We start from the raw sequence: 20,134 nt of genomic DNA on the forward strand, positions 1-20,134 counted from the left end.
CCCCCGAGGGCGGCCAGGGGCCCGGCCGTCCGGGGCTGCCTCAGAAGCGGCCCTTGGCCAGCTTCTTCCACGTCGCCGCGTCGGTGGTGCCGGTGGGGGATGTCTTGACCTTCGCCTGGTAGGCCAGCAGCGCGGTCCGGGTGGCCTCGTCGAAGCTCCCCGTCACGGCGGTCCGCTGCCGGGCCGCGGTGAGCGCTCGCTGGAGCCGCGAGACGGCCGGACCGGTGGCGCCGACGGCCAGCACCGGACGCTCCTGGCCGGCGAGCAGCGTGACCCAGTGCTTGCGTCGCCAGGTGGCCGTGGGCTTGAAGCCTCGCGACCTCATCCACGCGCCGGCGGCGCGCCGGGTGGCGCGGTCGTAGTCGCCGTCGAGCTTGCCGACGTACCGCTTCTTCTCCTTGAGCAGGCACTGCAGCGCGAGGGTGCGCGCCCGGCTGGCCGCCCGCGGCTTGAGCGTGTAGTACGCCGGGAAGTCCACGCGCGTGCCGCCGCAGTGGCTCTCGGGGGCCGCGACCGGTGCCGGAGCGGGTGCCGGCACGGGGGCGGGCGGCGCGGCCGGGGTCCCGCTGAGCTCGAGGTAGTTGCTGTCGATGTTGATGGTGACGCCGCCCCAGGTCTCGTTGTGGCCACCGCGGTACTGCTTCATCCGTCCGCCCGGTCGCCAGCCGTCCTCGGGGATGTAGCTCGTGGACGTGTTGGCGACGCCGTCCCAGCGGGCGATCCAGATGCGGTCCGGCAGGGCGAACTGGCCGGGGCGCAAGCGGCGGGCGTCGTCGAGCATCTTGATGCCCGAGCTCGCGCTGGAGTAGAAGCCGGCGACGTAGCCGAGCTGCTTGATCCGGGTCACCCACGCGCTGGTGAAGGCGAGGGCGGACTCGCGGCAGCTGGTGTTGCCGAGGTCGAAGGCCTCGAGGTCGTACCAGAGGGTGGCCCCGGCACCGATGCCCAGTGCCGCGGCGTCCGCGGCATTCTTGTCGGCCTCGACGACGCCCTGCGCGCGAGCGGCGGCGTACCCGCCGGCGGACCTGGGGTCGATCTTGAAGTCGTCCGAGTAGCGGGGGAACCGGTCGAGGCAGGACGCCTGCGGTCCCAGGGCGATCGGGAGGAGCCGCCAGCCGCGCGACACCTGCGTCGAGACCCAGGTGGGCGAGAGGTTGGGCTGGGTGCGGCAGGCCCGCGAGTCCCCGGAGATGTAGATCCCCACGGCCCGGAAGGGGGAGTGCTTGATCCACGCGTCCATGGCGGCCTGGGTCGGCGCGACGCACTGGTCGAAGCCGTGCCCGGTGAAGTCGCCGGGCGTGGAGGCGGCGATCCGGGCGGCGGCCCGAGCGGACGGAGCGGCCGGGGCAGACGGGTCGGACACGGCCGGCGACGGGGTCGCGAGCATCGTGCCGGCGAGGGCGACGGCAAGGGTGACGAGGATGCTGGAACGGCGACGCACGGTGACTCCCACGACTCGGTGACGTGCCGTCCCGGGAGCGACGGCACGCCACCATAATCACTTCAGTCACACCCGTCACAGGGGTTCGGCCGAACTACAGCGGAGTAGTTCGGCGGGGGACCCGTGCGCCCGCGAGGACTCGTCGCCGGGAGGGTTTGAGCCCAGGGCGCGGCGGGGTAGGCCACCCGGGTCACCGTCGTCGCAGCCGAGGGAACGTCGCATGAAGGTTGATCCCGCCGAGCTGGTCGGCCTCGCCCGCCGGTCCGAGGAGACCGCCGCCGGCCTGCGACAGCGCTGGGCGGGCGCCGCGCCGGGTCGCGAGGTCCCCCGCGAGGCGTGGGGCGACCACCCGTCCGCCGCCCACGTGTCCGCGACGTACGACGAGGCGGCGCTCGCGGCCGGCTCCGCGCTCTCGGCGCTGGTCGCGGCGCTCGAGCTCGGCGCCCGCGCCCTCGTCGATGCGGCCGACGACGTGACCGCCGCCGACGAGACGTCGGCCGAGCTGCTGCGCGTCCCCGGCGAGCAGGGCCCGCCCGGGGGACGCGGAGACCACGGCCGAGGCAGGTCCTGATGCCCGCGCACCCGTGGCAGCTGCGCTGCGACACCACCCCGCTGACCGCGGCGGCCACGCTCTGGCTCGAGCTGGCCGAGGGCATGACGGCCGCGGCCGACGACCTGGTCCGGGCCTCGCGCCGGGTGCGCGACCACGGCTGGGAGTCCGGCTCCGCCGAGGTGTACGACGGGCACCGCAAGCAGGTCGTCGGTGGGCTCGACACGGTCGCCGTCGCAGCCCGCGAGATCAGCCGGGTCCTCGACGACATCGCCGGGACGCTGTCGACGACCCAGCGGCGGCTCGACCGCGAGTGGTCGGTCGTGGCCGCCGTCCCGCACACCACGCTGGGCGCCCAGGGGGTGCTGGTCTTCCAGGAGGACTCCGACGACCAGCGGGGGCAGGTGCAGCGGGCCACGCGCACCGCCCAGTCGATCCGCACCGAGCTCGACAACACCATGGAGGGGTTGTCGGGTCGGTTGCGGGCTGCGCACGTCGAGCTCCGGAGGGCAGCCGACACCGCCGTCGCCGGCTCCACCGGCAGCCGGGCCGTCGGCGGGATCGCCGGCATCGCGGAGCGGATCAGCGCCTCGCTGGCCGAGGACCTGGCGGTCTCCTCGCGCGGGGGCTCCTCGAGCAACGTCCTCGGCGGGCTCGACGCCGGGGCGGCGTACGCAGGACCGCTCGGCACCAGCTCGGTCGCGGCGCCGTCCCTGTCGACGACGTCGTCCGGCATCGACGGCACCCTCGCCGGTGGGGCGCTCGCGGGCCTCGGCCTGCGCGGGCGCCGGGGCCGCCAGGTCGAACAGACGAGCCCCGCCATGTCCCCGGGGATGACGACCGGGCGGGGTGGCCAAGGGAGTCGACAGGGGAGCCGGCAAGCGAGCGGGCAGGGCAGCGTCCGCACCGGGCCGCTGCGCCCGGGTGCGGCCGGGGCACGCGCGACCGAGCCCACCCGGACCGACACGGAGACCGACACCGAGCGGACCGCCCGACGGGCCAGGGAGAAGTCCGACGGCAGGGCCGACGCCAAGGCCACCACCAGGCTCGTTGCGCAGGAGCGCCGGGCGGGGCGGGCCGCGCGGCGCGCCGAGGGCGAGCGGTCGGACGGGTCCGGGGAAGCCACGGTCTGACCGACCGCTCGGCGCCGCGTCGGCGGCCGGTAGATTGGCGCCCGTGCCCGAGACCCAGCAGGCTCCCCGCTCCAGCACCCTCGACACCGTCGCCGTCGCGTCCGGCGACCCCGGGCGCGACCAGCCGTGGGCTGACCTCGGGCTGAAGTCCGACGAGTACGACCGGATCCGCGAGATCCTCGGCCGCCGCCCGACGAGCAGCGAGCTCGCGATGTACTCGGTGATGTGGAGCGAGCACTGCTCCTACAAGTCGTCCAAGGTGCACCTCAAGCAGTTCTCCGAGATCCCGCAGGAGACGCCGGTCGGCAAGATGCTCGCCGGCATCGGCGAGAACGCCGGCGTCCTCGACATCGGCCAGGGCTACGCCGTGACCTTCAAGGTCGAGTCCCACAACCACCCGTCGTACGTCGAGCCCTACCAGGGCGCGGCGACCGGCGTCGGCGGCATCGTGCGCGACATCCTCGCCATGGGTGCCCGCCCGGTCGCGGTGATGGACCCGCTCCGGTTCGGCCCCCTCGACGCCCCCGACACGCACCGCGTGCTGCCCGGGATCGTGGCCGGCGTCGGCGGCTACGGCAACTGCCTCGGCCTGCCCAACATCGGCGGCGAGGCCGTCTTCGACAGCAGCTACCTCGGCAACCCCCTGGTCAACGCCCTCTGCATCGGCGTGCTGCGCCACGAGGACCTCCACCTCGCCAAGGCGTCCGGTGTCGGCAACCAGGTCATCCTGTACGGCGCCCGCACCGGCGGAGACGGCATCGGTGGCGTCTCCGTGCTCGCCTCCGAGACCTTCGACGCCGACGGACCCGCCAAGCGCCCCAGCGTGCAGGTCGGCGACCCCTTCATGGAGAAGCTGCTCATCGAGTGCACCCTCGAGATCTTCGCCGCCGGCCTCGTCGCCGGCATCCAGGACCTCGGCGGCGCCGGGCTCTCGTGTGCGACCTCCGAGCTGGCGAGCGCCGGCGACGGGGGCATGCAGGTCGAGCTCGACCGGGTGCCGCTGCGCGACTCCACGCTCGCTCCCGAGGAGATCCTCATGAGCGAGTCGCAGGAGCGGATGATGGCCGTCGTCGAGCCCGGCGACGTCGACGCCTTCATGGCGATCTGCGAGAAGTGGGACGTCGAGGCCGTCGTCGTCGGCGAGGTGACCGACACCGGCCGACTCCAGATCGACTGGCACGGCGAGCGCGTCGTCGACGTGCCCCCGCGCTCGGTCGCCCACGACGGCCCGACCTACCAGCGGCCCTACGCCCGGCCGTCGTGGCAGGACGCCCTCCAGGACGACCGCGCCGAGGCGCTGGACCGTCCGGGCTCGGGCGACGACCTGCGCGCGACGATGCTGCGCCTGGTCGCCTCGCCCAACCTGTGCGACAAGTCGTGGATCACCGACCAGTACGACCGCTACGTGCGCGGCAACACCGTGCTCGCCCAGCCCGCCGACAGCGGCATGGTGCGCGTCGACGACGAGACCAACCTCGGCGTCTCGGTCGCCACCGACTGCAACGGCCGCTTCGCCAAGCTTGACCCCTACACCGGTGCCCAGCTCGCGCTGGCCGAGTCCTACCGCAACGTCGCCACCGGCGGCGCGCGGCCGCTCGCGATCTCCGACTGCCTCAACTTCGGCTCCCCGGAGGACCCCGACGTGATGTGGCAGTTCGCCGAGGCCTGCCGCGGCCTCAAGGACGGCTGCCTCGAGCTCGGCATCCCGGTGACCGGCGGCAACGTCAGCCTCTACAACCAGACGGGCGAGACCGCGATCCTGCCCACGCCCGTCGTGGCCGTGCTCGGCGTCATCGACGACGTCACCAAGCGCACGCCGTCGCACTTCGCCGCGGCCGGCGAGCGCGTCTTCCTGCTAGGCGAGACCCGCGAGGAGCTCTCCGGCTCGGAGTGGGCGCACGTCGTGCACGGGCACCTGGGCGGCCTCCCGCCCCGGGTCGATCTGGCGGCCGAGAAGGCGCTGGGCGCCCTGCTGGTCGACGCGTCGAGCGATGCAGTTGTCACCAGCGCCCACGACCTGTCCGACGGTGGACTGGCCCAGGCCCTGGCGGAGGCCTCCTTCCGCAACGGGGTCGGGGTCTCGGTGTCGGTGGCCGACGTGGCCGGCGGGGACGCCTTCGTAGCCCTCTTCTCCGAGTCCGCTGCACGGGCCATCGTGACGGTGACCACCGACAACGCCGACCGCCTCGTCGCCCTGGCCGAGCGCCACGGCGTACCCCTCACGCCGATCGGGCAGACCGGGGGAGACGCGGTCTCGGTCGAGGGACAGTTCGAGGTCCCCGTCGCCGAGCTGCGCGACGCGTGGAGCGCCACGCTCCCGGCTGCCCTCTCCTGAGGATGCCCGGACCCCGAGTCGCCCCGCACGAGGCCTGAGGCGTGCCGACGCGGATCGACCGTCGCACCCTCCTGGCCGCGGCCGGGCTGGTGCCGGTCCTGGCCGCCTGCGGCGCCGACGCCAACAGCGACCCCGCGACCACCGACGACGAGGAGCAGCCGATGACCGACCGCCTCACCTACGGCGACGACGAGTCCCAGTGGGCCGACCTGCGCCGTCCCCGGGGTGCCAGCCGCGGCGTCGTCGTGATCATCCACGGCGGCTTCTGGAAGGCCGAGTACGACGCGTCGCTGGGCGAGCCGCTCGCGGCCGACCTCACCGCGCAGGGATGGACGACCCTCAACGTGGAGTACCGCCGGGTCGGCAACGGCGGCGGCTTCCCGGCGACCTTCGACGACGTGCACGCCGCGATCGAGGCGCTCGCCGGCACCGACGTCGACACCACCACGGTCGTCACCCTCGGCCACTCGGCCGGGGGGCACCTGGCGACCTGGGCCGCCGCGCGAGGGCGCTTCGAGGAGTGGCCGACCGCGGTGCCGGTGACCCACGTCGTCTCCCAGGCCGGCGTCGTCGACCTGACCACGGCGTACGACCAGGACCTCGGCGGCGGCGCGGTGGAGGCGCTGATGGGCAGCGCGCCCGACAGCCCCGACTACGAGCTCGCCGACCCGGTGCGCCACATCCCGCTGGACGTGCCGGCGTGGATGGTGCACGCCGCCGACGACCCGGTGGTCCCGATCAGCCAGTCGCAGGACTACGTGGTCGCGGCCCGCGCGGCCGGTGCCGAGGTCGAGCTGGTCGAGGTCGAGGGTGGCCACTTCGGCGTGATCGAGGTCGGGTCCCCGGCCTGGACGGACATCGTCGCCGTCCTCGACACCATCGCCTGACCTGCACGCCGCGGGCAGTTCGCGACGTCGAGCGCACAGCCCACGCCTGACGCCCGTCCCTGCGCCGCGAGCTGCCCGAGCCGTGCGGGATAACCTCCCCGATGTGCCCGCCCGTCTCCGTGTCGCCGACCCCGCCGCCGTCGCGGCGGCCCTCGCCGCCCGCTCCCCGGCCGACGACAAGCTGCTGGTCAAGCACTTCCTCGCCGTCCTGGCCGAGCGCGCCCCCGGCAACTCCGTCGAGGTCCGGGTCCCTCCCGTCGCGGCGGTCCAGGTGATCCCCGGGGTCCGGCACACCCGCGGGACGCCCCCGGCCGTCGTCGAGACCGACCCGGACACCTGGATCGGCGTCTCCAGCGGAGAGCTCACCTGGCACGAGGCGGTCGCCAGCGGCCGCGTGCTGGCCAGCGGTGAGCGCACCGACCTCACGGCGTACCTCCCCCTCACCACGAGCCCACCGAGCCCACCGAGCCCGACGCACCCCACGACCCGCACCCCGAACGAGGACTGAATGGACATCCGCTCCCTCGGCTTCCGCACCGACCTGCGCCTGCTGGAGATGACCGGCAGCGAGATCGAGGACCGCGGCACCCACCTGGTCATCCGCACGCCGGAGAATCCGACCTATTTCTGGGGCAATTTCCTGCTGCTGCGTGAGCTGCCCGTCCCCGGTGGCGAGCGCGAGGTCATCGGCGCCTTCCACACCGAGTTCCCGCTGGCCGGGCACGTGTCGATCGGTGTCGACGGCACGGAGGACCTCACCGAGGCGCTGCAGCCCTTCGCCGCGGCGGGCATGGAGGTCGACGTCGGGACGGTCCTGACCACCGACACCCTGGCCGAGCCCCGCCCGGTGGCCGAGGGCGTCGTGGTGCGTCCCCTCGAGAGCGACGACGACTGGGAGGGCCGGGCGCGGCTCAGCCACCACCTGTGGTCGAAGACCGACGAGGCGACCTTCATGACCTACGCCCGTCGCAAGAACGACCAGGAGCGGGGTCTCGTCGCGCGCGGCCTCGGTCGGCGGTACGGCGCGTTCGTGGACGACGAGCTCGTCAGCACCGCCGCCGCCTTCGTCACCCACGCCGGCATCGCCCGCTACCAGACCGTCGAGACCCATCCCGACCACCGCCGTCAGGGCCTGGCCGCTGCCGTGGTGCACGCGGCCGGCGCGCACGCGCTCGCGACGTACGGCATCGAGGTGCTGGTGATCGCCGCCGACACCGACGGCGACGCGATCCGGATCTACCGCAGCCTCGGCTTCACCGACGTCGAGCGGCACAACACCCTGGAGCGCCGCGAGGAGGGCTGGGCCTGATCCCCGGGGGTCGGTGCGTCCTACTAGGGTGCGGGCCATGACGATCGACATCCGCGCCCGCCTCGCCGAGGTGCTCCCCGGCATCCGCCAGGACCTCGAGGACCTGGTCCGCATCCAGTCCGTCAGCGCCGACCCGGCCCGCGCCGGTGAGGTCGAGCGCAGCGCCGAGGCCACGCGCGACCTCTTCGCCGCCGAGGGCTTCGAGACCGAGATCGTCCGGGCGTACGACGGCGCCCCGCCCGCCGTCATCGCCAAGAAGGCCGGGCCCGCGGGTGCCCCCACGGTGCTGCTCTACGCCCACCACGACGTGCAGCCGGAGAACGACCACGCCGACTGGGACTCCCCGCCGTGGGAGCCCACCGAGCGCGGCGACCGGCTCTACGGCCGCGGTGCCGCCGACGACAAGGCCGGCATCGCCGCCCACCTGGGCGCGGTCCGCATCTTCGGCGACGAGCTCCCGGTCAACCTGGTGATGTTCATCGAGGGCGAGGAGGAGGTCGGCTCCGACACCCTCGTCGAGCTGCTCAACACCTACAAGGCCCGGCTCGAGGCCGACGTCATCGTCATCGCCGACTCCGGCAACTGGGACATCGGCGAGCCCGCCCTGACCACCAGCCTGCGCGGCCTGGTCCGCATGGACGTCGAGGTCCGCACCCTCACCCACGCCGTGCACTCCGGCATGTGGGGCGGCCTGGTGCCCGACTCGATCATGGCCCTGAGCCGGCTCATCGCCAGCCTCAACGACGATGCCGGCAACGTCGCCGTCGAGGGCCTCTTCTCCGGCCCGGCCGCCGACGTGGAGTACCCCGAGGCCCGGCTCCGTGCCGAGTCCGGTGCGGCCCCCGGCATCGAGTGGATCGGCGAGGGCAGCGTCGTCGAGCGCCTGTGGACCAAGCCGTCCATCAGCATCACCGGTCTCGACGCCCCCAAGGTCGAGGGCGCCTCCAACACCCTGGTGCCGGCCGCCCGCTGCCGCATCAGCATGCGGATCGCCCCCGGCGACACCACGCAGAACGCCGTCGAGTGCCTGCAGCGCCACCTCGAGAAGCACGTCCCCTGGGGCGCCACCCTCGACACCACCGTCGTCGACACCGGCGAGGCCACCCGGATCGACGCCACCGGCCCCGCGTACGACGCCGCGCGCAACGCCTTCGCCGAGGCCTGGGACGGCACTGCACCGGTCGACATGGGCGTCGGCGGCTCGATCCCCTTCATCGCCGAGTTCCTCGAGGCGTTCCCGCAGGCCAGCGTGCTCGTGACCGGCGTCGAGGACCCCGACACCCGCGCCCACGGCGCCAACGAGGGGCTCCACCTCGCCGAGTTCGAGAAGGTCGTGCTCGCCGAGGCGTTCCTGCTCCGCAACCTCGGCGCCTGACGAGACACACCCTTGGAAGTTGACAGTTCTACTGTCATAGTGGGCGGCGGTCCTGGGAGGGACCTCCGCCCCGGGAGGCTGCCGGGGCTGCACCGGATCGGGTGATCCCGCGATGAACGCACCGCACCCCGCCCACACGCCCACCACCACGAGCAACCCTGCCGGCGGCGCCGCCGTCCCCACGACCCTGCCGCTCGACCGCCGACGCTTCCTCGGCTACGTCCTCGCCGGGTCGACCCTCGTGGCCGCCGCCGACCTCGGGGGAGCGGCACCACCGGCCGCCGCCGAGATCCCGACGCCCCCGCAGATCCCCGAGCTGTACGACCTCAACGACATGCTCACGGACGCGGCGCGGCCGACGGCCAACCTCATCACCGTGGTCGTCCGCGAGGACGGCACCGCGACCTTCGCGCTGCCGCGGATGGAGGTCGGCCAGGGCATCACCACCTCCACGGCGATGCTCATCGCCGAGGAGCTCGACCTGCCGCTCGACAAGGTCGAGGTCACGCTCGCCCCGGCGCGCCAGGAGCTGTTGTTCAACCAGCTCACCGGTGGCTCCAACACCACCATCTCGACGTACACCCCGATCCGGGTGGCCGCCGCCGTCGCCCGCGCCGCGCTGCTCGACGCCGCCGCCATCGTCCTCGGCGACACGGTCGCCGGCCTCGTGGCCAAGGGCGGTGTCATCACCGCCCCCGACGGCTCCTCCGTGACGTACGGCGAGTTGGCCGCGCGCGCGGCCAGCCCCACGACCGTCGAGGTCGAGGTCGAGCTGAAGGACGAGGCCGACTTCGCCGTCGTGGGCACGCCGACCAACCGCGTCGACGCCCTCGCCGCCGTGACCGGGCAGAAGGACTACACGACCGACCTGCAGGTCGAGGGCGCCCTCCCGACCATGGTCTGCCGGGCCCCCACGCTCAACGGCACCCCCGTCCGGGTCCGCAACCAGGGCACGGTCGAGAAGCTGCCCGGCGTGACGCACGTGGCCACGGTCAGCACCGGGGTCGCCGTCCGGGCCGAGACGTTCGGGCAGTGCATAGACGCCGTCCGCGCGCTCGACGTGGAGTGGGCCGACGGGCCGGTCGCCGGGGAGAGCGACGCGACCATCCTGCGCAGGCTCCGGTCGGCGCAGCTGCCGATGCCGGAGCTGCCGCCCAACCCGCTGGCCCGGACCGTCGGCGGGGACTTCACGTTCTACTTCCGCAGCAACTCAGCGATGGACACCAACTCCGCCATCGCCGACGTGCGCGACGACGGCGCCACCGTCTGGGCGGGACTCAAGTCCCCGGTCGTGGCGCAGCAGCGGATCGCCGAGAAGCTCGGCATGCGGCCGGACCAGGTGACCGTCAACGTCGTCACCGCCGGCGGCTCCTTCGGGCGCCGACTGTTCTTCGACGCGGCGCTCGAGGCCGCGGAGATCTCGCAGGCGATGCGCCAGCCGGTCAAGCTGATGTGGCACCGCGCCGACGACGCGCGCGTCGGTCGGGGGCACCCGATGGGCACCTGCCGGGTGCAGGCCGTGGTGCTCGGCCAGGAGGTGCTCGCGTTCAACCAGTCGCTGACCTGCGTGGAGACCGACTTCCGCCACGGGCTCGGCGAGATCATCACCGCCAAGGCCGCCGACCTGCCCGGCGGGCTCGGCAACCAGGGGTTCGCGCAGACGATCTTCGCGCTGACCCAGGAGGTGCCCTACGACTTCGGCGCCGTCACCCAGACGATCATCGAGACCGACGACCGCTTCAACACCGGGTCGATGCGCAACATCTACTCACCCGACGTCCGGGTCGCCGGCGAGCTGGTCATCGACCAGATCGCGGCGCGGATGGGGCTCGACCCCTACGAGTTCAGGCGGAAGTTCCAGCGCAACGAGCGCCTTCTCGCCGTCCTGGACAAGGTCGCGGAGGTCGGTGAGTGGGGCAGGCGGATGCCGGCCGGCACGGCGCAGGGCATCGCGATCCACAAGGAGTACAAGGGCGTCTCGGCGTGCCTCGTCGAGATCGACTGCCGCCCGCAGACGACCGGACGGCAGATCCGCGAGGCGGTCACCGGGCCGCGGGTCACCAAGGTGACGTACGCCGTCGACGTCGGCCTCGCGATCAACCCGCGGGGCCTGGAGGCCCAGATGCAGGGCGGCATCAACGACGGCATCGCGCTGGCCCTCACCTCGAGCCTGCACCTGCGCGACGGCCACTTCCTCGAGGCGAGCTGGGACAACTACTTCTACACGCGCCAGTGGAACACCCCGCCCGAGGTCGAGGTGATCGTGATGCCGTCGACGGAGAAGCAGCCCGGCGGTGCCGGGGAGGCCGGCGTCGCGGCGACCTTCGCCGCGGTGGCCTGTGCCTACGCCCGGGCGACCGGGACCGTCCCGACGTACTTCCCGATCAACCACAAGCAGCTCTCCTTCGAGCCCAAGCCCTTCGTCCCGCCGATCCCCGAGTCGCCGACCAACGGCCTCGACCTGACCTCCTGAGGAGCCCCCGCATGCCTCTCCAGACCTTTGTCCTCAACGGCAAGACCGTCACCGTGGACGTCGCCGACGACGTCCGGCTGCTGTGGGTGCTCCGCGACCGCCTCGGCGTCACCGGGCCGAAGTACGGCTGCGGCATCAACGTCTGCAAGGCCTGTACGTCGCACATCAACGGCAAGGCGTTCAACCCCTGCGCCGTCCCCGTCGGCCGCGTCGGGCCCGACGACGAGATCACCACCATCGAGGGGCTGCCCGAGCAGGTGGAGGCTCCCCAGCGCGGCCCGAACGGCCTGCACCCGATGCAGGAGGCGTGGCTGGACCGCGACGTCGCGCAGTGCGGCTACTGCCAGCCGGGCCAGATCATGGCCGCCGTGGCGCTCGCCAGGAAGGTGCGCGAGGAGGGTCGCGAGGTCACCGAGTCCGACCTCGACACCATCCGCAACATCTGCCGCTGCGGCACCTACACGCGCATCCGGGAGGCCATCGTGGACGGGGCCGCACGGATGTAGGTGCCGGGCCCGTAGAATCCATGCGTGCCCACGCCGACGAGCAAGCGCAAGGGCGGTGACGGCCGTCTGACGGCTGCCATCGACCCCCACGACCAGGGCCCCCAGGACGCCTGTGGTGTCTTCGGGGTCTGGGCGCCGGGGGAGGACGTCGCCAAGCTCACCTACTTCGGGCTCTACGCACTCCAGCACCGGGGCCAGGAGTCCGCGGGCATCGCGGTGAGCAACGGCCGCCAGATCCTCGTCTACAAGGACATGGGCCTGGTCTCGCAGGTGTTCGACGAGTCGACGCTCGAGTCGCTCAAGGGCCACGTCGCGGTCGGTCACTCGCGCTACTCCACCACCGGCGCCAGCACGTGGCACAACGCCCAGCCGACGTTCCACCCCACCGCCACGGGCTCGATCGCGCTGGCCCACAACGGCAACCTCATCAACACCCCCGAGCTGGCCCAGATGGTCGTCAGCGCGGAGGGCGGAGAGCACCTCGACCTGCAGATGCGGATGCCGCCCGCGTCCACCAACGACACCTCGGTGGTCACCCAGCTGCTCGCACACCACCCCGGCCAGACGGTCGAGGAGCGGGCCGCCGAGCTCCTCCCGCAGATCCAGGGCGCCTACTCCTTCGTCTGGATGGACGAGCACACGCTGTACGCCGCCCGCGACCCGCAGGGCATCCGGCCCCTGGTCCTCGGCCGGCTCGAGCGGGGTTGGGTGATCGCGTCCGAGACCGCCGCCCTGGACATCGTGGGTGCGTCGTTCATCCGCGAGATCGAGCCCGGCGAGATGGTCGCCGTCGACGAGGACGGGCTGCGCACCCAGCAGTTCGCGGAGCCCGCGCCCAAGCACTGCCTCTTCGAGTTCGTCTACCTCGCCCGCCCGGACACCCTCATCACCGGCCAGCGCGTGCACAGCGTCCGCGTCGAGATCGGCCGCAAGCTGGCCAAGGCGTTCCCCGCCGACGCCGACCTGGTGATCCCGGTGCCCGAGTCCGGCACCCCGTCCGCGATCGGCTACGCCGAGGCGTCCGGCATCCCCTACGGGATGGGCCTGGTCAAGAACTCCTACGTCGGTCGCACCTTCATCCAGCCCAGCCAGACGATCCGCCAGCTCGGCATCCGGCTCAAGCTCAACCCGCTGCGCGACGTCATCGAGGGCAAGCGGCTCGTGGTCGTCGACGACTCGATCGTCCGCGGCAACACCCAGCGCGCGCTCGTCCGGATGCTGCGCGAGGCCGGCGCCCGCGAGGTGCACGTCCGGATCAGCTCGCCGCCGGTCAAGTGGCCCTGCTTCTACGGCATCGACTTCGCCACCCGGGCCGAGCTGATCGCCAACGGCCTCACCTCCGACGAGATCTGCCGCTCGATCGACGCCGACTCGCTGGGCTACATCAGCCTCGAGGACCTCGTCGAGGCCACCTCGGTGCCCAACGACGACCTGTGCCGCGCCTGCTTCGACGGGGTCTACCCGATCCCGCTGCCGGAGCCCGAGCGCCTCGGCAAGGGCATCCTCGAGCCCTCGGCCGACCGGGTCGCGCTGCCCGTGCTCAACAACCCCTGACCACTCGCCGTACCCCACCCCGCAGGAGCGACGTGACCCACCCCGTGCCGCCCACCGACCAGCAGGGCGCCTACGCCGCCGCCGGCGTCTCGATCGAGGCCGCCGACCTGGCCATCGAGCTGATGAAGGGGTCGGTCGCCAAGGCGACGCGCCCCGAGGTGATCGGTGGCCTGGGTGGCTTCGCCGGGCTGTTCGACGCCTCGGCCCTCACGAGGTACGAGCGGCCCCTCCTGGCCACCTCGACCGACGGCGTGGGCACCAAGGTCGCGATCGCCCAGGCGATGGACGTCCACGACACGATCGGCTTCGACCTCGTCGGCATGGTCGTCGACGACCTGGTCGTGTGCGGCGCCGAGCCGCTCTTCATGACCGACTACATCGCCACCGGCCGGGTCGTCCCCGAGCGGATCTCCGCCATCGTCAAGGGCATCGCCGACGCCTGCGTCGTGGCCGGCTGCGCGCTCATCGGCGGCGAGACCGCGGAGCACCCGGGGCTGCTCGAGCCCGACGAGTACGACGTCGCGGGCGCGGCCACCGGCGTGGTCGAGGCCGACCGGCTGCTCGGCCCCGGACGCGTGCGCCCCGGCGACGTGGTGCTCGCGATGGGCAGCAGCGGCCTGCACTCCAACGGCTACTCGCTGGTCCGCCACGTGCTCCTCGGTGCCGGCGGCCCGGGCTGGTCCCTCGACCGGGACGTGGACGTCCTGGGCCGGACCCTGGGCGAGGAGCTCCTCGAGCCCACCCGGATCTACACCAAGGCCTGTCTCGACCTCGCCGCCCAGACCGAGGTCCACGCGATGTCCCACGTCACCGGTGGCGGCCTCGCGACCAACCTCGAGCGGGTGATGCCTCTCGAGGTCTCGGCGACCCTCGACCGGTTCACCTGGTCGCTCCCGCCCGTGTTCTCGCTGGTCGCCGAGGCCGGCGGCGTGTCGCGGGAGGACCTCGAGTCGACGCTCAACTGCGGCGTCGGCATGGTCGCGCTCCTGCCGGCCGACTCCGCCGACCGGGCCATCGCGGTCCTCGACGGCCACGGCATCCCCGCCTGGGTCGCCGGCGAGGTCGCCAGCGGCGGCGAGGGGCGCGTGACGCTCACCGGGGACCACCGCTGACGGCAGCGTCCGGCGGGCCGTGCGCCCGCCCGGGCGTCAGTCCGACAGTGCCTTCTCGACGGCGTCGGCGAAGGGCTCCTGCGCGACCTGGGCGTGGGTGAGCGTCCGCTGGGACACCTCCAGCACCACGGTGTCGGCGGCCGCCACCTGTGCGGCGAGCTCCTCGTCGTCGAAGTACTGGAACCACGCGAAGTCCCCCCGCGCGAAGAGCGGCATCGTGAGGTCGATCGCGGCGTAGGAGAACGAGTCGCCGATGACCAGAGTGCGTCCGGGGTGCAACCCCTCCGCGGGTCGGCTCCGCCACTGCAGGGGGCCCCACTCGTCCCGACCGGGGTCGAACACGGGCCCGTCCGGCACCGCCTCGACCGTGGCTCCGGTGGCGAAGGCGGCCGACCGTGCCTCCTCGACGTCGTTGCTCCCCGCCTCCACGTAGAGGTCGCCGGTGCGCTCGGCGGTTCCTTCGGTCACCACGAGCTGCTCGGCCAGCGTGGGGTCGAGCCGTTCCACCAGCTCCCGGAGCCACAGGCTCGCCCCGTACGACGTCCAGTGGGAGTCGCCGCGCCAGAAGACCTGCTCCCCGGCCTCGTCGGCCGAGCGCAGCAGGGCGAGCGAGTCGACGTAGTGCTCCTCGGTGACCTCACCGAGGAGGTGCTCCTGCCATCGCTGGTTGTCGCGGAAGCAGGCGTCGTGGGGCGTGGTCTCCGGGAGGCGGTCGACCAGGGCCGTCGACTTGTCGGGGGCGACCGTCCAGACCACCTCCCGCCCGGAAGCGGCGATGGTGCTCGCGACCTCCCCGAGCTGCTCCAGGTCCCGGTCGAAGGTCTGCCCGCTGCCGCAGGACAGGTCGAAGTCGGCCCCGAAGAAGAGGAAGCCGTCGCGGCCCTCGACGACGGTGGGTGCCGGCGCGGACGCGGTGTGCAGCGTGGGGGAGGGAACCGCAGCCGGCCGGGTGCGCTCCGTGCGGTCGGTGTCCGACGCCGCGCCGCCGCAGCCGGCGAGAGTCGTCGTGGACAGCGCGAGCAGGACCAGGCAGGAGTGTCGGAGCACCCGCACAGTCTGCCAACCCGGCGGGGACAGGGGTCCGGCCCACCCGATTTCTCGATCGCGTGGCGAATTCACGGCGCCCCGGCGTGCGGGAACAGCCAGGTAACAGGTAGCGTTGTCCTCACGAGAAATTCTTGAGACAGCCCGGGAGCCTTGGTGCCCCGGCCGATTTGCGAGGGGGCTGACCCTATGGGGCGCGGCCGAGCGAAAGCCAAGCAGACGAAGGTCGCCCGCGACCTGAAGTACCGCACTCACGAGACGGACTTCGGGGCACTCGCCAGTGAGCTTCACGGCGACAGCGGCAAGAAGGACGAGCAGGTGGACCCTGAGGTCCTCGAGAAGTGGTCCGACGTCATCGAGACCTCGCGCGACTGACTCGCACACCCGGTCACGCTGACCGGGCGGTTCCGGCGTCGTACGACGTCACGACCGGGCACTTCCGTGCGCCTGCACGGCGCTGACCGGGCACGTGTGTGCGCGTGCAGCGCTGTGAGCGGGCACTTCCGTGCGTCAACGACGACCGGGCACTTCCGGCATCAGCCAGGAAGTGCCCGGTCGGCGGTGCTCAGCCTGCAGGAAGTGCCCGGTCGGCGTCAGGGGAGCCAGACGGAGCGCAGCCGGCCGACGTCGCGCATACGACGCTCGGCGAGCCGGTCGGCCGCGATGGCCGGCGCGACCCCGTCGGCGGTGGCGAGCTCGAAGACGGCCTTGGTCGTGTCGTAGATCCCGGTCGCCCGGGACTTCGCGCGCTCGAAGGAGAACCCCTCGAGCTCGTCGGCGACCTGGATCAGCCCGCCGGCGTTGACGCAGTAGTCGGGCGCGTAGAGGATCCCGCGCTCCTCGAGCTGCTTCTCGACGCCCGGGTGCGCGAGCTGGTTGTTGGCGGCTCCGCAGACGACCTTGGCCGAGAGCACCTCGACGACCTCGTCGGTGAGGGCTCCGCCGAGCGCGCACGGGGCATAGACGTCGAGCGGGCGGGCGACGAGCTCGTCGGTCGACGCGACTGCGGTCACGGCCTCGTGCTCGGCGACCAGCGCGTCGACCGAGGGCTGGTGCACGTCGGTGATGACCACCGAGGCGCCGTCCTCGACGAGGTGGCGCACCAGGTGGCGACCGACCTTGCCCACGCCGGCGACACCGACGGTGCGACCGTGGAGCGTCGGGGCGCCCCAGACGACCTCGGCGGCCGCGCGCATGCCCTGGAACACGCCGTACGCCGTGAGCACCGAGCTGTCGCCCGCCCCGCCGTGGGCGGTGGTGCGGCCGGTGACGAAGGAGCACTCCCGCGCGATGTGGTCCATGTCGACGGAGAAGGTGCCCACGTCGCAGGCGGTGTAGTAGCGCCCGCCGAGGGACTGCACGAAGCGGCCGTAGGCGCGCAGCAGCGCCTCGGTCTTGAGCGTCGCCGGGTCCCCAATGATGACCGCCTTGCCGCCGCCGAGGTCCAGGCCGGCCAGCGCCGCCTTGTAGGACATGCCGCGCGAGAGGTTGAGGACGTCCTCGATGGCGTCGTCGGTGCTCGCGTAGGGGTAGAAGCGGGTGCCGCCGAGGGCGGGACCGAGCGCGGTGGAGTGGATGGCGACGATGGCCTTGAGGCCGGTGGCGCGGTCGTTGCAGAAGACGACCTGCTCGTGCTCGCTGCCGAGGTCGAAGACGTCGACAGAGGGGTTTCCAGACATGGGTGCTGTCCTTCGGTGCGTCGTGGCGGTCGCGGGGTGGTGCGACCCTTGTCGTGACGGTCGCGTGGGTGGTGACCGCCGTCACCTCGAAGGTTAGTCCGACTCGCGCATGATCACGACGTCACCGTGCGTGCCGTAGCCGAGCAGCCGGCCGCCCGACCGGACGCCGTTGAAGGAGACCATCACCCATTGGTCGTCCACGCGGGCGAGGGTGGGCCACGGGATGTTCGTCGGGTACGGCGCGTCCAGCGCGCCGCGCTCGACCAGGTCGGTCCCGAACACCGGGAAGCGCGCCCGCTCGTCCCGGCGCCCGTCCCGCCCGTCGCTGGCCAGCACGAGCAGCTCGCCGTCGACCCGCAGCAGGGTGGTCCCCTCGGTGGCCCGACGATCCGGGGCGGCTGCCACGAGGGTGAGCTCGTCGAGGGACGCGCCGGCCGCGAGCGCGGGGTGGAACCGGAAGAACCGGCTCGCGCTGACGTAGCCGACCAGCCACCGGTCGCCGTCCCGCACCAGGTGCGGGTCCCACACGGCCACCGACGTGAACCCGTCGGTCGGCAGCGGCAGCTCGGTGGTGTCGAGCACGTGCTCGCCGTGGAGCAGGTCGACCGAGGCGTCGACGGAGGCGAGCGTCACCCGCAGGGTGGACGGCTCGCTGCGCGAGGCCCGGGTGGGCTGCTCGAAGTCGCCCCACGTGCTGGTCGCGACCAGCCACCGGTCACCGTCGCGGACCACGTGGGTGGCGTGGTCGCCGTACACCCCGGGCCGGTCCGGCCGCCGGAAGAACACGTCGCCGGTGTGCCGCAGCTCCAGGGTGTCGGGGGAGAGCCGCCACAGGCTCGTGTGGCCGCTGTCGAAGAAGCCCGGACCGGCCGAGGTCGCGCTCAGCCAGAGGTCGCCCTCGTCGCGCAGCGGGGTGCCGTCCGCGTGGCTGACGAGCCGGAGGTCGCGCAGCCCCAGCTGGCCGAAGCCGCCCGCCACCGACGGCCCGGCGGGCAGCTCGACGCGCAGGTCGGAAAGGGCGGCCTCGTCGTGGAGCATGGCGACGTCGACGTCGTCGCGCAGGTCCCGACGGGCCCTTGCGACCCACGCGCCCTCCTCTCGCGACCAGGCGGTGAGGTGGGTGCCGGTGAGGGTCAGCCCGAGCTCGGTCGGCGCCTCGGTCCGACCCATCCGTCGGCTCCGGTGCTCGCTCGTGGTGCCGTCGACCGAGACGGACAGCACCAGGGAGGCGCCGTCGTACGACAGGCCCAGCCGCACCCCGGGGAGGTCCAGCGCGAGCACCGTCGGTGTGGTGGGGGAGGCGAGGGTCGTCGTCGCGGCGACGTACGGCGCGAGCGCGGGCAGGGCGTGCAGCCCGCCCTCGTCGGTGGTGACGCGGGCCCGGGACACCAGCTGGATCGGGCGCAGGCGGCGCACGATCTCGAGGCGGGGCAGCACCGGGCGATTGTCGCAGCCGGTGCCGCCCCGCCCCGGGAGGGTCGGTGCAGGGAGGCGGATCAGCCCAGCGTCATCCGCGGCTCGCCGCCGACGAGCCCGGCGCCGGCGATGGTGCACTTCCCGCTGCGCACGGTGCCGCCGTTCCACGCCTGCCGCACGCACGACCGGGTGGCCATCTGCGCCCAGTAGTTCGGGTGCAGCGACTCCTGGATGTAGTACGGGCTGCCCGAGCCGCAGCAGGTGGAGACGGTGCGGATCTGGTTGATCCACTCGGTCTGGTCGACCGCGCCGGCCTGGGTCCAGGAGGACAGGCCCTTCTCCTCGTAGAGGCCCACGGTGTTCTCGCAGAGCCGGCGGCCGTTGAAGGCCGAGGACAGGTCGAGGGTGCGCACGTTGGTCAGGCCCGAGTCGGTCGCCCCGCCGAGGACGGCGCCGTTGATCTTGGGCAGTGCGGTGGCATTCGCCCAGTCGGCGTCGCGGTTCCAGAAGCCGCAGCCACCCTTGCTCATCCGGGTGTAGCCGGACTCGGAGTAGCGGAAGCCCGACGAGCTCGGCAGCGGCGAGGGGTAGTTCTGGACGAGCAGCGTCCACGCGTTGTCGGCGTACCCGGCGTTGCGCATCGCCGTACGCACGTTCTGCAGGGCGGTCGCGATGGCCGCCCGCTTGGCTGCCACGGCCGAGGCGGTGAAGTTGCTGGCGACCGACGAGTCGTCGTTGCAGTAGTTCTTGGCCCAGGTGGGGGAGGTCAGCCAGTTGGTCACGCAGGTCTGCACGATGGAGGCGAAGTTGAAGTCGTTGCCGCCGATGGAGACGGAGACGAGCTTGACGTTGTGGGTCGCCGCGAAGCCCTGGAGCGCCAGCGCCTGGCCCTGCCTGCCGTTGCTGTTGTAGAAGTCGAGGCCCGGCTTGAAGTTGCCGTCGGAGTCGGTGAAGGTCGTCGTGCGCGAGCCCGAGCAGGCGAGGTTCATGCCCAGCGTCCCCGCCCCGATGTGGGCCTGCGCGGACTTGCTGCGGTGGCAGCGGTTGATCTGCTCGCCCGTGTTGGTGGCGTTGTCGAAGTACGCCGTCCCGCCGAGCGCGTCGGCGCTCGCCGTGGAGGTGTTGGAGGAGCCGGCCCAGCGCCCGGCCTCCCCGCTGATGTAGGAGTCACCGAGGGTGACGACCCACGGGGTGCCCTGGCCGGGGCCGTCGGCCAGCGCCGGGGCGGCGGTGGTGGTGACGGCGAGGCCGGAGGTGAGCAGGGCGAGCACGCTCAGCACGAGCGCGCGAGGACGCGAGAAGTTCATCGTTCTCCTGACG

Annotated in this window: 17 protein-coding genes; 12 read left to right on the top strand and 5 right to left on the bottom strand. The window is 72.8% G+C overall.

Translation table 11 applies throughout. The annotated features are described in order from the left end of the window. Window positions 1-40 precede the first annotated feature (40 nt). Window positions 41-1,441: a glycoside hydrolase domain-containing protein gene (locus tag ASG88_RS08045; protein ID WP_157559630.1), complete on the bottom strand. Its 1,401-nt coding sequence runs from the start codon at window positions 1,439-1,441 to the stop codon at window positions 41-43. 220 nt (window positions 1,442-1,661) lie between these two features. On the opposite strand from ASG88_RS08045, the gene ASG88_RS08050 reads away from it, so the two are divergent. From ASG88_RS08050 to purM, 11 genes are all read left to right on the top strand, one after another. Beyond that, a complete protein-coding gene (locus ASG88_RS08050) occupies window positions 1,662-2,012 on the top strand; it encodes a hypothetical protein (RefSeq protein ID WP_056886907.1) in 351 nt (116 codons plus the stop codon). After that, window positions 2,012-3,124, top strand: a complete 1,113-nt coding sequence (locus ASG88_RS08055) for a hypothetical protein (protein ID WP_056886908.1) — start codon at window positions 2,012-2,014, stop codon at window positions 3,122-3,124. Before ASG88_RS08050 ends, ASG88_RS08055 begins: the two co-directional genes overlap by 1 nt. 43 nt (window positions 3,125-3,167) lie before the next feature. Then, complete coding sequence (gene purL, locus ASG88_RS08060; protein WP_056886909.1) at window positions 3,168-5,459, top strand: phosphoribosylformylglycinamidine synthase subunit PurL; 2,292 nt, start codon at window positions 3,168-3,170, stop codon at window positions 5,457-5,459. A 41-nt stretch (window positions 5,460-5,500) separates the two neighbouring features. Continuing rightward, on the top strand, window positions 5,501-6,346 hold the full coding sequence (locus tag ASG88_RS08065; protein WP_056886910.1) for an alpha/beta hydrolase: 846 nt from the start codon (window positions 5,501-5,503) through the stop codon (window positions 6,344-6,346). 103 nt (window positions 6,347-6,449) lie between these two features. Further along, window positions 6,450-6,854: a sterol carrier family protein gene (locus ASG88_RS08070; RefSeq protein WP_056886911.1), complete on the top strand. Its 405-nt coding sequence runs from the start codon at window positions 6,450-6,452 to the stop codon at window positions 6,852-6,854. Continuing rightward, window positions 6,855-7,655: a GNAT family N-acetyltransferase gene (locus ASG88_RS08075; RefSeq protein ID WP_056886912.1), complete on the top strand. Its 801-nt coding sequence runs from the start codon at window positions 6,855-6,857 to the stop codon at window positions 7,653-7,655. Between the two features lie 37 nt (window positions 7,656-7,692). Then, complete coding sequence (locus ASG88_RS08080) at window positions 7,693-9,030, top strand: dipeptidase (RefSeq protein ID WP_056886913.1); 1,338 nt, start codon at window positions 7,693-7,695, stop codon at window positions 9,028-9,030. 112 nt (window positions 9,031-9,142) lie between these two features. Further along, entirely contained in the window at window positions 9,143-11,503 is a 2,361-nt protein-coding gene (locus ASG88_RS08085) for a molybdopterin cofactor-binding domain-containing protein (protein ID WP_082600106.1), read from the top strand. Window positions 11,504-11,514: 11 nt separating this feature from the next. After that, on the top strand, window positions 11,515-12,009 hold the full coding sequence (locus tag ASG88_RS08090; RefSeq protein WP_056886914.1) for a (2Fe-2S)-binding protein: 495 nt from the start codon (window positions 11,515-11,517) through the stop codon (window positions 12,007-12,009). 24 nt (window positions 12,010-12,033) lie between these two features. Next, the gene (purF, locus tag ASG88_RS08095) at window positions 12,034-13,563 is read left to right on the top strand and encodes an amidophosphoribosyltransferase (protein ID WP_056886915.1); all 1,530 of its coding nucleotides are present in this window, start codon (window positions 12,034-12,036) and stop codon (window positions 13,561-13,563) included. Between the two features lie 32 nt (window positions 13,564-13,595). Beyond that, on the top strand, window positions 13,596-14,675 hold the full coding sequence (purM, locus tag ASG88_RS08100; protein WP_056886916.1) for a phosphoribosylformylglycinamidine cyclo-ligase: 1,080 nt from the start codon (window positions 13,596-13,598) through the stop codon (window positions 14,673-14,675). Window positions 14,676-14,711: 36 nt separating this feature from the next. On the opposite strand, the gene ASG88_RS08105 is transcribed toward purM, so the two are convergent. Beyond that, window positions 14,712-15,722 carry an alginate O-acetyltransferase AlgX-related protein gene (locus ASG88_RS08105; RefSeq protein WP_162259827.1) on the bottom strand — a complete coding sequence of 337 codons (1,011 nt, stop codon included), beginning with the start codon at window positions 15,720-15,722 and terminating at the stop codon, window positions 14,712-14,714. A 186-nt stretch (window positions 15,723-15,908) separates the two neighbouring features. Between ASG88_RS08105 and ASG88_RS23000 the strand changes: the two genes are divergently transcribed. Further along, a complete protein-coding gene (locus ASG88_RS23000) occupies window positions 15,909-16,094 on the top strand; it encodes a DUF3073 domain-containing protein (RefSeq protein WP_056886918.1) in 186 nt (61 codons plus the stop codon). Between the two features lie 218 nt (window positions 16,095-16,312). Here the strand turns inward: ASG88_RS23000 and ASG88_RS08115 are convergent, their stop codons facing one another. The 3 genes from ASG88_RS08115 to ASG88_RS08125 all read right to left on the bottom strand — a co-directional run bounded on the left by ASG88_RS08115 (window position 16,313) and on the right by ASG88_RS08125 (window position 20,121). After that, window positions 16,313-17,398 carry a Glu/Leu/Phe/Val family dehydrogenase gene (locus ASG88_RS08115; protein WP_056886919.1) on the bottom strand — a complete coding sequence of 362 codons (1,086 nt, stop codon included), beginning with the start codon at window positions 17,396-17,398 and terminating at the stop codon, window positions 16,313-16,315. Between the two features lie 93 nt (window positions 17,399-17,491). Further along, a complete protein-coding gene (locus ASG88_RS08120) occupies window positions 17,492-18,835 on the bottom strand; it encodes a hypothetical protein (protein WP_056886920.1) in 1,344 nt (447 codons plus the stop codon). 59 nt (window positions 18,836-18,894) lie between these two features. Continuing rightward, window positions 18,895-20,121 carry a hypothetical protein gene (locus ASG88_RS08125; protein WP_056886921.1) on the bottom strand — a complete coding sequence of 409 codons (1,227 nt, stop codon included), beginning with the start codon at window positions 20,119-20,121 and terminating at the stop codon, window positions 18,895-18,897. Between the last annotated feature and the right edge of the window lie 13 nt (window positions 20,122-20,134).

The sequence above is a fragment of the Nocardioides sp. Soil777 genome (assembly GCF_001428425.1).
Lineage (GTDB): Bacteria > Actinomycetota > Actinomycetes > Propionibacteriales > Nocardioidaceae > Nocardioides > Nocardioides terrigena.